Origin of the sequence: Photorhabdus sp. HUG-39, from assembly GCF_963878365.1 — a bacterium.
Lineage (GTDB): Bacteria > Pseudomonadota > Gammaproteobacteria > Enterobacterales > Enterobacteriaceae > Photorhabdus > Photorhabdus kayaii.
Genome location: NZ_CAWNWY010000030.1, coordinates 1 through 15890, shown reverse-complemented (window position 1 = coordinate 15890; position 15890 = coordinate 1). Strand labels below are relative to the sequence as shown.

Genomic DNA, 15890 nt, shown 5'->3' with positions numbered 1-15890 from the left:
CCTTGAGTTATAAATAGGTGATTCTAAAAGTAATTAAGTTTGCTGCATGATCTGGTTAATCATTTGGAATTCTCCTATCGGATGAAATTTAAATAACTGTACTGCCAAATAGAAATTCATAATTTCCGGTGTTGTCATTACCTTAATCCCACCGCAACATCGGAATATGAAACTGGCAGTCTCCTCAAGGATATTTTCCAAGGTATAACGTAACGCGAGAATCTTATGGACGGCATTTTCATCCTGGCTAGCATAAAAGGAAATAATCAACATCTGACCGAGAATAACATTAATCTTATAATCAGCTTGGGTCAGGGTATATTTAATTGGGTGCTGTTCTACTACTTTCTCAGGAATAAAACGAGTCAGCCCATCAAGAATTCCAGAATAAGTATTTGCGGCAAAATAATTAAACAGTGATAAACCGCAGGAAAGCAGCATCTGTTGTTCAATCCCTTTATAATGAGAAAGTCGTTTTAATGAAACTTCGGTATCCGAAAATTTAACTTCTTGATTATCACTTTCAGCCATAATCCCCAGTCGCCAGAAAGGAATAACCTTAAAATTCTGATCCGATTTAGAAACCAATACTATCCTCATATCATTATTATTATCAGTATCGCAGACCGATAACACATAATAGTCAGCAATCGAAGATAAGGAACAAGGTTTCTTCGAACCATTAACAAACAACTTTCCCTCTTTAGAATGCATTTTAAGCGATGGTATAAAAATATTCGTTCCAGGCACACCTTCTGCAAAAGCGGAAGCAACCAATGCTTTTGATGCCATAACTTCATTCAATAATACGTTGCTGTCTTCGAATATGTCAGGAAATTTACTGCAAGCCAGTACAATATGATTATGCATTGTTAAGGCAATACCAACAGCGGGAAGCCATGCAGAGGCTTCACGGATAGTATTACCGACTTGATGAAGCCCATCCATATTAGATTGAGCCATCAAACGTAGGCATTGTGAAGCGGCCTCAGAACCCAATAACAATCTTTTCAATCTATCTGGTGTCAAATGTTGGTATTTCCCGCTATTCTTCCTAAGTTCTTCAACAATATTTGTCATTTTTAATTCTCCTTAGCCTATTCAAACAACCTACTGAATAAGGCCAATATCTACACTAAACCCATGTACTTAAGGCGTGACTGCTGCATCCGTTCAACCAAGGAATGAGATAGCTCAAGGCGAGATTCCACCGTAGAATCGGACAACAACATCCCAGGCACTAATTCATAACCTTCAATAAAGCGCAAATGGTTCTGCATACCCCGTTGATAGAACATTTCACGCTCTACAAACAAGTCACCAACAGATACCTGGCTCCATAACGCCAGCCCTTCTTCTATACACTCAAGAGCCGATTGCTTTAGAGAACTATCATTTTCGAGTGCCATCTTGACGATATTTGCACACACTGTCAGATGTCTTAATTCATCAGCATTGGCTCTGGCCTGTGTCTCGGCGGCGACAATATCAAAAGGGCGCCACTTGATTTCGCTGAGTTCTGACGTTGGCGCAAGTACGCCTTCCAGAACAACAGTAATAATTAACACGCCTGCAATATAGTCATTTTTCAACACCACCCACTTATCGAAATAAGTTCTCAATGTTTCCAACATATTGGTCATTTTTCCTCGTAAGAGGCTTTCCATTTTTCCGGCCACATTGTCGATATCCGCAAAACCTATTCTGACCAGATGTTCTCTGAATAATTTAGCATGTCTACCTTCATCAAATATCTGAGTCAGCATATAATCAAAGTTGATATTGTCAGGAGCCTTATCTGCAAGTAACAATAATGCTTTCGTTGCTTCATATTCCGACATCGATTTAAAAGAAAGTTCCCTGATCAGAGACTCCCGTAAATCACCCGGCAAATAGGTTAATTTAGGATCATTGGCATAATAGGTTCTTTTTCTTTGTTCAACACTTATCTGTTCAGTGAACCATTCATCCAAGCCCCAATCTTTTGCCCGCATTTCTACTTCCGATGCCTGTTTAATTAAATTCATAATATAAATTCCTCTCCCAATAAGTTATCTCTCTATACCCGTCATCTTTCAAGCTGCCTCTTTGTTGGCTGCACTCACTCACCCCGGTCACATAGTTATCTATGCTCCCGGGGATTCGTTCCCTTGCCGTCGCGATGCAACTTGAAATCCATAGGGTATATAATGATTTATTTCAATGAATAGTGGGCTGCTTAAATATATTAATAGATAACTTAGGAAAATTTCCCAGTACACCTCGATCCAGGCAGATATGAACAAATAGTGCAATAACGCTGTAATTGTCCTTAAAGAACCAGATCCAGAGCAAACTAATCACACTGAGTGTGAATAAATTGTGGCAAATATTATAAATGGTATAAAAAGCTGGAGGAGGAGTTTCTTTTTTATTCAGTAAACTCCAGATCCGCCCTGGGTAATAACCAATAATATCAATCAGAAAAAATAACACAATAAATTGCCACCAATTTATATAACTCTCAAGCTGCCAAGTCAGAAATAAACTGATAAAAAACAATCCCAAAAACTCCCAACGCAGAATTTTAAATGTATTAATCATCGCTATTCTCCATCATTTCTTTTTTCATGATTGCAATAATATCTCCTGGCTGTTTAATCCAGGCACTGTGAGGATTACCTTTGAGAGACAAAGTTATTTCCCTAACTTCTGCATTAGGTATAAGACTTGCTAATACTTGAGTAGACTTCAACGGAGCCCAATTATCTCCTTTAAAACAGATATAAATGGCCTTGGATAAATGCTTATTCTCCTTCCCCTTATAAGCACGGACATGATCATAATTTCCCGTACAAGCAGTTTTGGACCAGTCCCGCATTAACCCCTTAGCTTCTCTTATGCCAAAACCAATCTTTTTCCCAGGGAGATAACCATATAACACAGTCAGAATGTTAAAAACAATAGCTGCTGTTATTATCTGTACCCTCCCCATTCCCTGCCAATTCTTATACCACACGTTCCCAGTTGCCACACAAAACAGAGAAAATGGCCTGTCAGTTGAGCAGGCAAAGATCGTCGCAATATGCCCCCCAAGACTGTGACCAAAAATAATAGGAATTTTATTGCTATTTAACTCAATAGACTTGTCTAACATTGCCGGAAGATAATCCTGCAACAGGTCGGAATAGTTATAGTCATTTTTTCGACTTGGTTTAGGTTGATTGTCTCCATAACCTGGCATATCAGCAGTGACAACCTGAAAACCCTCTTTTACCAGTTGTTGTATTAAAGCGTCATACTTCCTGATTTCCACACCAATAGCAGGTAACAATATAACAACTCTGCCATTACTATCTCCCTGATAAACCTTATAATTACAGAGGAAATTGCCAGCCACTTTAAAATAATTACCGTTAATATTATTTTTCATATCTATATGCCCCCAATAACTACATCACGCCCCAGTGACTGGCATTAGCGATAAATCCGCCAAAAAAATTTTATTTTCAATGCGATAAGTATCAAATTCTTGTCCATATCGCCGGGTTATTAGTGATTTTCTAATTTTTTATTAAACAATATAAAAGCCCCTTATACTTTCTTAGTAACAGGCTATAGATAAAGCAAGAAACATATATTATTTTATAAATTATTTGCTGGAAAAATTATTTTACACATTAGAAAAATTTAGTTTAAAATGTAAATCATACCATTTAAATATTAATAAATAAGTTATAAATCAATAATAAAATATCAATTTTAAATGTATTGAATTTACATGAAATAGTATTGATAGAAAGCTATAACCATGTAAAATAACAAGCAGTTAATAGTAATAAGAGATAATCTTAGTTTAAATAACACATAAAAAAATGAAATTTATTCATGAATCAATTTAAAAATATATTCAAAAAATTATTTACCAACATTATTTTCACAAATCCGCTTATATTAATTCCTTATATACTTTACATGGCAAAATTATTAATGCTCATGAATTATATCATTACCACTATTTAGTTTATGAAATTAACCAGCCATTCTGCTCTATGACTGGTTTTATATTAACTTTAATTATATACCCTATGGATTTCAAGTTGCATCGCGACAGCAAGGGAACGAATCCCCGGGAGCATAGATAACTATGTAACCGGGGTGAGTGAGTGCAGCCAACAAAGAGGCAACTTGAAAGATGACGGGTATAGAATTAAGTTATTCGCTTCCAAAGACTGGCTATACTAAATCCCAAAATAAGCATTGGCAGAATAGCGAGCACGCCCCCCACTACAGGAGCATGTAATCCAACAGAAACAAGGTATATAATTGGAACATAGAGAATACATGTAATGTAAGTACAGATAATTAATAAAATCAACGCAACGCTAAATTTATTGAACTCCCGCGACATCAAATCCGTTAATAAAAACAACAAAACAGGCAATGTAATAAGATAAGATGCTGTGGGTACAACTAATGCTGCGACAAGGCTAAATAATCCAGCAAGTATCCTTAAAATGCTCTGGATATTTGATACAGTTCGGAGTGAAGATGAAAAAAATATATTTCTTATCGCTAATGAGATAGAGAGTAAAAATGTTAAAATACCTGTAACAAAAGCGGAAAATATAGATATGATAATAAGCCCAATATAGGGCACAGGAAAGTAAACTGCATCTACACTTTCTTTAAATAAGTTAATCTCATCTTTTACCGCGAAATGCGCTCCCAAATCCCGAATCGTTCGCTGATATCGCCACAAAGTTCCAAGGTTAAGATTCTCAACAGTATCACTCATACGGTGGTAATGCTCATAACCCAAGATCGTAGCAAAATTCATCCCGGTAAACCCTTTATTCAAAAAGACACTAAAATCTGTGTTATTCTGCAACATTTGATACACGATGGGACTAAATGAAAAAGCTACCGGCTTATAAGCATTCCGATTCCATTCTGAAACAAGAGCAAGATTTTTTGCCGATGTCTCAAATAAGAGTGGCACGCCATTATTTCCCCGAGCATCAAAATTAAAAACAACATCTATTGGTTGAGTAGCGATCTCATTAATATTCTTAACAAAGTGATGCGCACCGAGTAATCCCAACTCTTCAGCATCAGAGAATAAGAATATAACGTTATTTTTTATATCCGTCCTTTTAGCAAGATCCCGCATTAATTGGAGTACCGAGGCGACAGCTATACCATTATCACTGGCTCCTGGCGCAGTTCTAACACTGTCATAATGTGAAACGAATAATAAAGTTCCTTCTGACGAAGGAACCTCCAACTTTGCGATAAGATTCGTTCCAGTTAATTCTGATTGTTCCCCCACTTGTTTTGCAAAGTTGCCTGTATTTATCCTGGCAAACTCTTTATCAAAAGCTCGGCGTTGTTGACTATTGAAGTTTGAATATATTCTCTTCTGCCGAGAGGCCAAATCATCCGCCGTGTAATGAAATGTCTGTTCAGTGACGCTATATCCCATATCATTCATTTCGTTAATCAGGTAAGCCCGAACTAACGCTTGCTGTGTTGAAGCCGCAGGATGAGGTTCCGCAGCAATAACACCAAGCGTTCTCATCACATTCTTGAATCCATTTTCTTTAAAATATTCAACAGGGACTTTATCAGGAAGTACCAAACCGATGCCCTGAATAATCGCAATAATTAAAGTTGCTAAAAAACAGATAATCGAAAAAATGCGTTTCATTAAACTCTCCCATTCCGACAAAATAGTAACAAAATATTATTCTTGATATAATTAATAATATTTTCTCATATTTTTATAATTAAAATGAAAATATATATACCCTATGGATTTCAAGATGCATCGCGACGGCAAGGGAGCGAATCCCCGGGAGCATAGATAACTATGTGACCGGGGTGAGTGAGTGCAGCCAACAAAGAGGCAGCTTGAAAGATGACGGGTATAAAATCAATCCAAATAACTCAAACCAATTTAAAACAATATAAAACATTATTTTTAACAATAACAGACGCTCTTTTGTAATTATATAATCAAAAAATAGTTAGATAAAAACCCTATTTCCTATAAATTCATCAAGGTATTATTTAATACACATCATTAAGAGATGTTATTTATAAATTATTTCCACTAAAATACTATTAATATAATGAGTCAATTCCTAAAAATATTCATATTCTACGAAGATTACTTTAATAAGACGAATCCAATTTACACACAGAAAGTACTAGCAAGTTTATTGGCTTATATCGTGCTGCATCAAAAATGTCGCTTTTTTATATCCATAGATAGGAAATCATTTCCATCTTAATCATCTTGTACATTTATAGTGAGTTAACTATCATGATGATTTGAAACCTGCCATTGAGATTTAAGGAAATCTCAATGGCAGGTAGCATTTTCCACACATCGGATGAGTGTTTTTCAGGTTTATCATCCATAATGAGAAATGAAAATGAATTCCATCTTATTATTCAGAGGGTATTTCGATGAGCACTGCCGTTACCAGTAAAAAAACAAAAAAGACTAAGATTACGGCGAATAATGCTGTTGCTAATGGGCAAGTACAGTCATTAAGTCGCGGATTGACTCTTTTGGAATATATTTCCGAGTCACCCGGTGGTATCGCCCTGACTGATTTAGCCCAACAAGCCGGATTACCAAATTCCACCACTCACCGCCTTTTGACCACTTTGCAACAACACGGTTTTATCCGTCAGATTGGCGATTTAGGATTATGGGTTATCGGTTCTCACACTTTTATTATCGGCAGTAGTTTCTTACAGAGCCGAAATTTATTGGCACTCATTCACCCGATCCTCCGCCGTTTGATGGAGGATTCCGGTGAAACCGTGAATTTAGCTATTCTTGATCACAATGAATATGAAGCGGTTATTGTCGATCAGGTACAGTGTAATGCATTGATGAGAATGTCCGCCCCTATCGGGGGTAAATTGCCTATGCATGCTTCCGGGGCTGGTAAAGCATTCCTTTCAACATTATCAGATAACCAACTGGTTCAATTACTGCATAAGAAAGGGCTTCATTCTTACACACAACACACCAAGACAACCCCTTCGAATTTAAAAGAAAATCTGGAGCAAGCACGTAAACAAGGGTATTCGTTCGATGATGAAGAACATGCTTTAGGTCTGCGCTGTATTGCTGCCTGTATTTATGATGAACATCACCAAGCCTTTGCAGCTATTTCCATTTCCGGCCCAGTCTCACGCATCACCGATGATCGTATCACTGAACTTGGTGCTTTGGTGATCCGGGCAGCAAAAGAGATCAGTAAAGAATATGGCGGGATTCGTTAATTCTTTTTCTTAAATTATCATATGATTCTCAGGGCATTGATTTTTTCGTGCCCTGTCTTTTCAAACTAATAAATTAAACTTAATTTATCATTCCGCTAAAAATATTAGCGGCAATATAATAGAATAGCAACGAAATTATTTGACTAGTTTAGAAATAATATCAATAAAAAATGAGACAAAGAATCCGAAAATAATTATATTCCCGGACTCTTATATATAGAAGAATTAGTTAATGGAACACTAATCGATGAGTATCATCCTGATTAAATCGCTTTTGATAAATTCCAAGTACCGGTTCCGTTACCTCGATTAGAAAGACGTGAAGTATATACATTATATAATGCACCAGCAGCAGTAGCATTGAAACAAGTATCAAGAAATCCTCCACGTACGCTATTATAACCATTCAGAAAACGGATAACATCATTTTCACGAACTTTACCATCATATCCACTGGTTGTATCTGAAAAAATGTACCATGTCAGGGTCTCAACCGGACGTGCGACTTTATCCGCTGTATAAATATTATAGAGTTCAGGTGATGGCGCATAACCATTAGTACCGAGATATCCCCCATTATTCTGGTAAAGATTGAAAAGAAACACGATATCACCACTGTAAATCTCTTCCCCTACGACTTTTCCGCTCGCAGACAAAATTTGCCATGTACCCGTACCGGTACCCGGAGCACGAGTCGGCGAAGTAGCCGTGTATACGTTATATTTCGCGCCTTGCACGGCTGCATAACCATTAGTATCCAGATAGCCGCCATTTCCATTATTAAAATTGTTTTTAATATGAATTTTATCACCGTATAAAATTACACTAGCCATGATTATATCCTTAAATACTTCCAAGAAGTTATATACCCGTTATCTTTCAAGTTGCCTCTTTGTTGGCTGCACTCACTCACCCCGGTCACATAATTATCTATGCTCCCGGGGATTCGTTCCCTTGCCGTCGCGATGCATCTTGAAATCCATAGGGTATATGTGTGTTATATGAGAATTTTCATGTATTTAATTACGAGTCAAAAATATCAATTCTTTTTACAACCACTCACCGTGGCTAAAAATCCTTGATTCCCAAACTCTATAAAATTATAGAACCTCTACAAATAAGTGGATCTATTTTTATTTCTTAAAGAAATCATTAAATATATGCTTTTAACTCACATTCCAATTATGCATTCCTAATAAGAAATATATTTCATATAGAATCCCAGGTTTATTTTTATTGGAAATATTCACATCCCACCCAATAAAAACAAATAGGAATTAATTTATACCCGTCATCTTTCAAGTTGCCTCTTTGTTGGCTGCACTCACTCACCCCGGTCACATCGTTATCTATGCTCCCGGGGATTCGTTCCCTTGCCGCCGCGACGCATCTTGAAATCCATAGGGTATATATTTAATTTAGAGAAATAATTTAATGAGGATAATAATATTAACTATTGGTGAAAATGGCGGTTACTGATAGCAATCGCCAATTCCCAATAAAATCAGGCTGAAACTTTGACAATAGAGTAAGTTTCTATTTCAGTACGTTGACTGAACCGCTGTTTGCGGCGATACGCAAACACATCTTCCACATGACCACGTCTAATCCGTTCCTGTAACGCCCGCCAATAGTCTGCTTTAAATAAATCACTATGCATCTCTTCAAAATAACAGCGAATACGACTGTCAGTGCAAAGAAAATGCCGGAATTCTTCAGGAAAAACATCATTTGGCGCCACGCTGTACCACGGTTCACCAGCAAGTTCATCTTCTGGGTAACGCGGCGGCGGTATATCTCGAAAATTAACCTCTGTCATATAACAGATTTCATCGTAGTCGTAGAACACTACTCGTCCATGCCGTGTCACACCAAAGTTTTTAAACAGCATATCTCCAGGGAAAATATTCGCCGCAGCAAGTTGTTTAATCGCATTACCGTACTCTTCGATGACATCTTTCAATTTCTGTTCTTCCACCTGTTCCATATAGATATTCAGCGGTGTCATCCGCCGTTCCATATAGAGATGTTTAATCAGGATTTTATCACCCAAATCTTCTAGCTTTTCTGGCACTTCTTTCTGCAACTCTTCCATTAGTTCAGGACTGATGCGGGCTTTATCAATAACGAAATTTTCAAACTCCTGTGTGTCGGCCATCCTCCCCACACGATCATGCTCTTTGACCAGACGGTAACACTCCTGCACCCGCTCCTGAGTCACCTCTTTCTGCGGCGCAAATCTATCTTTAATCACCTTGAAGACGCGATCAAATGAAGGCGAAGTAAACACCAACATCACCATCCCTTTAACTCCGGGAGCAATCATAAGTTGCTCTTTGGAGAAGGTAATAAACGCCAGATATTCCCGATAATATTCTGTCTTACCATGCTTCTGGCAGCCGATTGCCATATAAAGTTCAGACGTTGATTTGGCAGGCAGAATTTCTCTCAGCCATTCAACCAAAGCCGCAGGCAAAGGCGCATAAACCATAAAATAGGAACGGGCGAAACCAAATACAATGCTGGCATCTGCATAATCAGTCAGGCAGGTATCGATAAAGATCCCCCCAGATTCGTTATGATGGATCGGTAATAAGAAAGGATAAACTTGACTGCCCATGCGGATCTTACCGACTAACCAAGCCGCTTTGTTGCGATAAAACAGTTCATTAGCTATTTGAAAAGTCGCTTGTAGTAATTCTTCGACTGGAAATGTCCGTTGTAAGTAGTCTGTAATATAACGAATATCTCTCTCTAAATGTTCCCAAGGTAAACGCAGCGGCAAATCATTAAGAATTGTCCGTAACATTAAAGCAAGATTATCATTAGGGAAAAAGTCACGCGATAACGGCCGAGTAATATCCCGAAATCTACGCGCAGGCTGCGAGGTAAAAATAAATAATTTATCCGGTGTCAAATTGCGATGCTCAAATAGACGGCAATAAACAGAATTAAAAAAACTCTCGGCAATTTCAAACCGGGGATAATCCGGTAATAAACCGGTATAAACAACCTTTACCTTGGTAATGTACTCTTCATCATATCCGAAAGCACTATGTATACATTTAAGCTGCTCAACCACCAGCCCAACATGATGATCATAAAGATTGATACGCTTTTTCATAGCTTGCTGTACAGCGTGCCAGTCAGCCTGTTCAAAGCGTTGTTGTGCGCCTGAAGTCACTTCCAGAAAGCGACCATATTGTGCATCGAATCCTTGTAAAATGGTTTGTGCTATCAAATGTGCTGAATCTATCTCCATCGCAACTCCTCAATATATTCAGCCTGCTTATTGCAGGCTGAATAGAATCAGAAATATACCCGTTATCTTTCAAGTTGCCTCTTTGTTGGCTGCACTCACTCACCCCGGTCACGTCACATAGTTACCTATGCTCCCGGGGATTCGCTCCCTTGCCGTCGCTATCCATCTTGAAATCCATAAGGTATAGAACAATCAGAACTGCTGTTCTTCTGTGGAACCTGTCAATGCGGTTACTGACGATGTTCCCCCTTGAATAATCGTTGTGACTTTATCGAAATAACCCGTGCCAACTTCCTGTTGATGAGAAGAGAAGGTATAACCACGGTTAATTGATTCAAACTCTCTTTCTTGGATCTTCTCCACATAATGTTTCATCCCTTCACCCTGCGCGTAAGCATGTGCCAGGTCGAACATGTTGAACCACATACTGTGGATACCCGCCAAAGTAATAAATTGGAATTTATAACCCATTGCTGACAGTTCATCCTGGAAACGCGCAATAGTCTTATCATCCAGATTCTTTTTCCAATTGAACGATGGAGAACAGTTGTAAGCTAATAATTTACCGGGATATTTAGCATGAATCGCCTCAGCAAAACGACGGGCCATTTCAATATCAGGTGTTGATGTTTCACACCATATCAAGTCAGCATACGGCGCATAAGCCAAACCACGACTAATTGCTTGATCGATGCCCGCTCTGGTACGGAAGAACCCCTCAAAAGTCCGTTCGCCGGTAATAAACTCACTGTCATATGTGTCACTATCAGAGGTTAACAGATCGGCTGCATCAGCATCGGTACGAGCAATCAACAGCGTCGGTACGCCAGAAACATCCGCCGCCAAACGCGCAGCGACCAATTTTTGAATCGCCTCTTGTGTCGGAACCAGAACTTTACCGCCCATATGACCACATTTTTTCACCGCTGCCAGTTGATCTTCAAAGTGAACAGCCGCAGCACCCGCTTCAATCATCGCTTTCATCAATTCAAAAGCATTCAGAACACCACCAAATCCTGCTTCCGCATCCGCCACAATTGGCAGAAAATAATCGATATATTCCTGATGATCAGTACCAATACCATTCGCCCACTGAATCTGATCTGCCCGGCGGAAACTGTTATTAATGCGTTTTACCACCGCCGGGACTGAATCCACCGGATACAGGGACTGATCAGGATACATACTGGATGCGGTGTTAGCATCAGCCGCAACTTGCCAACCAGAAAGATAAACCGCCTCAATACCCGCTTTTGCCTGCTGTAATGCCTGCCCACCCGTCAATGCACCTAATGAGTTGACATAGCCTTTCTTTGCCATGCCATGCAGCAGTTCCCACAGTTTTTTAGCACCAAGCTGTGCCAATGTATGTTCTGGATTAACCGAACCACGCAATTTAACCACTTCTTCCGCACTGTACGGACGGATAATTCCATTCCAACGGTCACTTTTCCATTCTTGTTCCAGTTGAGCGATTTGTTGAGTTCTGGAGATTGTCATAACTTCTACTTCCTATCTTTGTTAAATTAATCGGATATGGTGTTTTGTTATTATTCGTTGCTCAAACTTCTCTCAGTAGCCCTAATGGGATGGGCTCTAATCAAGCAATTGATATCCCGGCAACGTCAGGAAATCTATCAGCTCGTCCTGAGTTGTAATGCGCTCCATCAACTTGGCCGCATCGCTAAATCGCCCTTGACTGAAACGTGTTTCTCCAACTTCTTGCTTAATAACCTCCATTTCCTCTGCCAACATCTGCTTGAACAAACTTTTTGTCACTTTTTTACCGTTAGATAATGATTTTTCGTGATGAATCCATTGCCAAATAGATGTCCGGGAAATTTCGGCTGTCGCAGCATCTTCCATCAAACCATAAATAGGAACGCAGCCATTTCCTGAAATCCACGCTTCAATGTATTGAACCGCTACACGGATATTGGCCCGCATACCTTCTTCAGTACGATCGCCTGGGCAAGGTTCCAGTAATTGAGCTGCGGTAATCGGCGCATCTTCTTCACGGAAAATATCTAACTGGTTTTGCCGCTCTGCCAAGACCCTATCGAAAACTTCCATTACCGTGTCGGCAAGACCTGGGTGGGCAATCCATGTACCATCATGACCATTGCGTGCTTCCAGCTCTTTATCCGCCCGGACTTTATCTAGTACCCAATTGTTGCGTTCAATATCTTTACTGGGGATAAAAGCAGCCATTCCCCCCATCGCAAATGCTCCGCGCTTATGGCAGGTTTTGATCAGCAAACGGGAATAAGCACTGAGGAAAGGTTGATCCATTGTGACAGACTGACGATCAGGCAGAACCCGATCACTATGATTTTTCAGTGTTTTAATGTAGCTGAAAATATAATCCCAACGGCCACAATTAAGGCCAACGATATGGTGCCGAAGATGATAAAGAATCTCATCCATCTGAAATACAGCAGGCAGAGTTTCAATCAATACCGTTGCTTTGATTGTGCCTCTCGGCAGATCAAAACGATCTTCTGCAAAACTGAATACATCACTCCACCACTGAGCTTCGTGATAAGACTGAATTTTTGGTAAGTAGAAATAGGGGCCGCTTCCCTTTGCCAGCAATTGCTTATAGTTGTGGTAAAAATAGATCGCAAAATCAAACAATCCACCGGCAATTGGCTCATTCTGATAGAGAACATGTTTTTCCGGTAAATGAAGCCCTCTTACCCGTGCGATCAGAACAGCAGGATCTGATTGCAACTGGTACTGTTTACCCTGCTCATTAACGTAAGAAATTGTGCCATTAACCGCATCACGCAGGTTGATTTGCCCTTCAATCACCTTATCCCAAGCTGGTGCTAAGGAATCTTCGAAATCCGCCATGAAAACTTTTACATTAGCATTCAACGCGTTGATAACCATTTTCCGTTCTACTGGTCCAGTGATTTCTACTCTACGATCACGGAGATCCGCTGGAATATTTTGAATTTCCCATTCACTTTCACGAATGGAACTGGTTTCCGAAATAAAATCAGGCAATTCACCATCATCAATTTTCTTCTGCCAAATATCCCGATCAACTAACAATTTTTTCCGTGCATCAATAAACCGAACAACCAGATCTTTCAGAAAATCTACCGCCTCAGGTATCAAAACTTCCTGCTCTGCTGCTCCAAATCGTTTAATAAACGATAATTCAGTCGCTAAAGTTTGCTGCGTCATTCATTCATCCTCATTTTAAGCCACACCTGAATAAGAGTAATAGAAATTTAAAATAAATCAAAAACGATTTCCATTTTTTTAAAAATTTATTTTTATTCAATAAAAAACAATTAGTTATATTACAAATTACTCATTTTAAATTAGGGAAATTAATTCCATAAATTACAAGATCATTTGGTTAAGTTTTTGTTATATAAGAAAAACTACAAAAAGTGCGATATTTTGATAGGTGTTATGGCAGGAAATCAGAAAAAATCAGGAGGGTTAAATGGCTGAAATTCAGCCATTTATAAAGATATTAATCCAGTGTTGGATTCATGTAGGTAAGATCATATGGCGTGATCTGGTACACATAATAATTCAGCCAGTTGGAAAACAATAAATGCCCGTGACTACGCCATGATGCCAGTGGTTTTCTTTCTGGATTATTATCTGGAAAATAATTTATTGGGATCTTTGGAGACAAACCTGCGGCTAAATCGCGTAAATATTCACTAGCCAACGTTCCAGCATCATATTCCGGATGACCAGTTACAAATACCATACGTTTATCTTTACTTGCCAGTAAATACACCCCCGCATCTTCAGAACTGGAAAGAATATCCAGATCAGTATGTTCACGAACAACCTGTTCAGGAAAATCTGCATAGCGAGAATGGGGAGCAAAAAAAGATTCATCAAAGCCACGAGTTAATAATGCTAAAGGGTCCAGAGTAGAGTGATAATAAACACCTGATAGTTTTACTTCTCTGGTAAACTTCGGCAAACCATACAAAATATTCAAAGCGGCTTGTACAGCCCAACAAATAAATAAGGTAGAAGTGACATGTTCCTTTGCCCAACTAATTATTCTTTCAATCTGTCTCCAATATGCCACATCTTCGAATTCGACTAATCCCAATGGCGCACCAGTGACAATTAAACCATCAAAGTTTTGGTGTTTTATCTGCTCGAAATCACAATAAAAGTTATTCAAATGTTCAGCAGGCGTATTCCTGCACTTTCGGTTATCTATTTTCAATAGCTGGATATCTACCTGTAAAGGCGTATTGGATAGTAATCTTAGCAATTGATTTTCAGTCTCAATTTTCTTTGGCATCAGGTTAAGCAGCAATACCTTTAGTGGACGTATATTTTGAATATTTGCACGAGTAGATGTCATTACGAACACATTCTCGTTTCGTAAAAAATTCACTGCGGGTAATTCATCCGGTATACAAATTGGCATGCTATAACCTCGATTTTTTATCCATTTATACGCTTAGACTTCCAGATAGCTAAATCTAACTAAGTATTAACAAAATGTCGAGGATTTACAAGTAAGCTGAAATTATTTCATTTTTGGTCTTACAACAATGTTCAACATGATAATAGTTAATAAATTTTCAGTATTTATAATAGAAAATACTTTAAATTATATTTTTTATATAAAAAAACAATAAGGTAAATTAAATTAAAAATGGAATGAAACATATTAAAAATCAATGATATTTTCAGTAGAAATGAGGAAAACCAAAACAAAAAGGCAAAATTATAAGAAGTCAAATTACAAGCTATCAATATTAAAAACAATACATTCTAAAAAAGTAACAAGACTAATTGATAAAATATTCTTATTATTAATATTGAGTTATAAGATTTATCTTCAATACTAAAATATGCACTTTTCTTATAATAAGAAGCTAAACGATCTTTAATTCTTGGGAAATAAATATCTAAGTTATCAATAAGTTCACAAACATTTTCACCAGAAGAGGTTACCGTTTTCTGGTCATTGGTGAATATTCTTAAAATAGTCGGTATATGAACCATGACAGACATAATTATTTCCTCACTGAGTAATTTTTATGATTTCTTCGACTGCATGCCCCTGTACATATCGGTAGCTACGCAGTTCAAGCCGCGACTCTGGTGCAGTAGAAAGAATGACATGGTGAATTTGGGGTGAAACAGAAAAAGCTAAGTCTTCTCTACTCGGATAAGCCCGTGAGCCAGAATGAGAGTGGTAAAGGACAATTGGTTCTAGGTTGTGTCCCTCAATTAAATAATGACCTTAAGAAATAAGCGGATACAACCTAATTTCACCATAGCGATATAATTTCTTGCTGTCTTTTCATAACGGGTGGCGATGCGACGATGCTCTTTGAGT

13 protein-coding genes and 1 pseudogene are annotated in these 15890 nt (G+C 38.4%); 1 reads left to right on the top strand and 13 read right to left on the bottom strand.

Going from position 1 to position 15890, the window contains the following annotated elements; all coding sequences use genetic code 11:
* Positions 1–33: 33 nt before the first annotated feature.
* The 5 genes from AAC155_RS17505 to AAC155_RS17485 all read right to left on the bottom strand — a co-directional run bounded on the left by AAC155_RS17505 (position 34) and on the right by AAC155_RS17485 (position 5689).
* Complete coding sequence (locus AAC155_RS17505) at positions 34–1080, bottom strand: acyl-CoA/acyl-ACP dehydrogenase (RefSeq protein WP_113043531.1); 1047 nt, start codon at positions 1078–1080, stop codon at positions 34–36.
* A 50-nt stretch (positions 1081–1130) separates the two neighbouring features.
* On the bottom strand, positions 1131–2027 hold the full coding sequence (locus AAC155_RS17500; protein WP_113043530.1) for a hypothetical protein: 897 nt from the start codon (positions 2025–2027) through the stop codon (positions 1131–1133).
* 172 nt (positions 2028–2199) lie between these two features.
* Entirely contained in the window at positions 2200–2583 is a 384-nt protein-coding gene (locus AAC155_RS17495; protein WP_113043529.1) for a hypothetical protein, read from the bottom strand.
* Positions 2576–3412: an alpha/beta fold hydrolase gene (locus AAC155_RS17490; protein ID WP_113043528.1), complete on the bottom strand. Its 837-nt coding sequence runs from the start codon at positions 3410–3412 to the stop codon at positions 2576–2578. Before AAC155_RS17490 ends, AAC155_RS17495 begins: the two co-directional genes overlap by 8 nt.
* A gap of 777 nt (positions 3413–4189) precedes the next feature.
* On the bottom strand, positions 4190–5689 hold the full coding sequence (locus tag AAC155_RS17485) for a M28 family metallopeptidase (RefSeq protein WP_113043527.1): 1500 nt from the start codon (positions 5687–5689) through the stop codon (positions 4190–4192).
* Between the two features lie 764 nt (positions 5690–6453).
* On the opposite strand from AAC155_RS17485, the gene iclR reads away from it, so the two are divergent.
* Positions 6454–7284, top strand: coding sequence for a glyoxylate bypass operon transcriptional repressor IclR (gene iclR, locus AAC155_RS17480; RefSeq protein ID WP_113043526.1), 831 nt, complete (start codon positions 6454–6456; stop codon positions 7282–7284).
* A 263-nt stretch (positions 7285–7547) separates the two neighbouring features.
* Here iclR and AAC155_RS17475 read toward each other — a convergent pair whose 3' ends face one another.
* The 8 genes and pseudogenes from AAC155_RS17475 to AAC155_RS17440 form a co-directional block, all read right to left on the bottom strand.
* Complete coding sequence (locus AAC155_RS17475; protein WP_113043525.1) at positions 7548–8117, bottom strand: hypothetical protein; 570 nt, start codon at positions 8115–8117, stop codon at positions 7548–7550.
* 671 nt (positions 8118–8788) lie between these two features.
* Positions 8789–10546 (bottom strand): bifunctional isocitrate dehydrogenase kinase/phosphatase, encoded by a 1758-nt coding sequence (gene aceK / locus AAC155_RS17470; protein ID WP_113043524.1) that lies wholly within the window; start codon positions 10544–10546, stop codon positions 8789–8791.
* Positions 10547–10738: 192 nt separating this feature from the next.
* Positions 10739–12046: an isocitrate lyase gene (gene aceA / locus AAC155_RS17460; protein WP_113043523.1), complete on the bottom strand. Its 1308-nt coding sequence runs from the start codon at positions 12044–12046 to the stop codon at positions 10739–10741.
* Positions 12047–12142: 96 nt separating this feature from the next.
* The gene (aceB, locus tag AAC155_RS17455; protein WP_113043522.1) at positions 12143–13741 is read right to left on the bottom strand and encodes a malate synthase A; all 1599 of its coding nucleotides are present in this window, start codon (positions 13739–13741) and stop codon (positions 12143–12145) included.
* Positions 13742–14039: 298 nt separating this feature from the next.
* A complete protein-coding gene (gene metA, locus AAC155_RS17450; protein WP_113043521.1) occupies positions 14040–14969 on the bottom strand; it encodes a homoserine O-acetyltransferase MetA in 930 nt (309 codons plus the stop codon).
* A 350-nt stretch (positions 14970–15319) separates the two neighbouring features.
* Complete coding sequence (locus AAC155_RS17445; RefSeq protein WP_113043520.1) at positions 15320–15562, bottom strand: hypothetical protein; 243 nt, start codon at positions 15560–15562, stop codon at positions 15320–15322.
* Positions 15563–15572: 10 nt separating this feature from the next.
* Complete coding sequence (locus tag AAC155_RS24545) at positions 15573–15782, bottom strand: Mov34/MPN/PAD-1 family protein (RefSeq protein ID WP_113043569.1); 210 nt, start codon at positions 15780–15782, stop codon at positions 15573–15575.
* A pseudogene (locus tag AAC155_RS17440) lies at positions 15782–15890 on the bottom strand (IS5/IS1182 family transposase); the annotation flags it as partial. The gene AAC155_RS24545 and the pseudogene AAC155_RS17440, both read right to left, overlap by 1 nt.

Bases quoted from the DNA above. Each gene is read 5' to 3' on its own strand.
- AAC155_RS17505 (WP_113043531.1), bottom strand. From the start codon at position 1,080: ATGACAAATATTGTTGAAGAACTTAGGAAGAATAGCGGGAAATACCAA.
- AAC155_RS17500 (WP_113043530.1), bottom strand. From the start codon at position 2,027: ATGAATTTAATTAAACAGGCATCGGAAGTAGAAATGCGGGCAAAAGAT.
- AAC155_RS17495 (WP_113043529.1), bottom strand. From the start codon at position 2,583: ATGATTAATACATTTAAAATTCTGCGTTGGGAGTTTTTGGGATTGTTT.
- AAC155_RS17490 (WP_113043528.1), bottom strand. From the start codon at position 3,412: ATGAAAAATAATATTAACGGTAATTATTTTAAAGTGGCTGGCAATTTC.
- AAC155_RS17485 (WP_113043527.1), bottom strand. From the start codon at position 5,689: ATGAAACGCATTTTTTCGATTATCTGTTTTTTAGCAACTTTAATTATT.
- iclR (WP_113043526.1), top strand. From the start codon at position 6,454: ATGAGCACTGCCGTTACCAGTAAAAAAACAAAAAAGACTAAGATTACG.
- AAC155_RS17475 (WP_113043525.1), bottom strand. From the start codon at position 8,117: ATGGCTAGTGTAATTTTATACGGTGATAAAATTCATATTAAAAACAAT.
- aceK (WP_113043524.1), bottom strand. From the start codon at position 10,546: ATGGAGATAGATTCAGCACATTTGATAGCACAAACCATTTTACAAGGA.
- aceA (WP_113043523.1), bottom strand. From the start codon at position 12,046: ATGACAATCTCCAGAACTCAACAAATCGCTCAACTGGAACAAGAATGG.
- aceB (WP_113043522.1), bottom strand. From the start codon at position 13,741: ATGACGCAGCAAACTTTAGCGACTGAATTATCGTTTATTAAACGATTT.
- metA (WP_113043521.1), bottom strand. From the start codon at position 14,969: ATGCCAATTTGTATACCGGATGAATTACCCGCAGTGAATTTTTTACGA.
- AAC155_RS17445 (WP_113043520.1), bottom strand. From the start codon at position 15,562: ATGTCTGTCATGGTTCATATACCGACTATTTTAAGAATATTCACCAAT.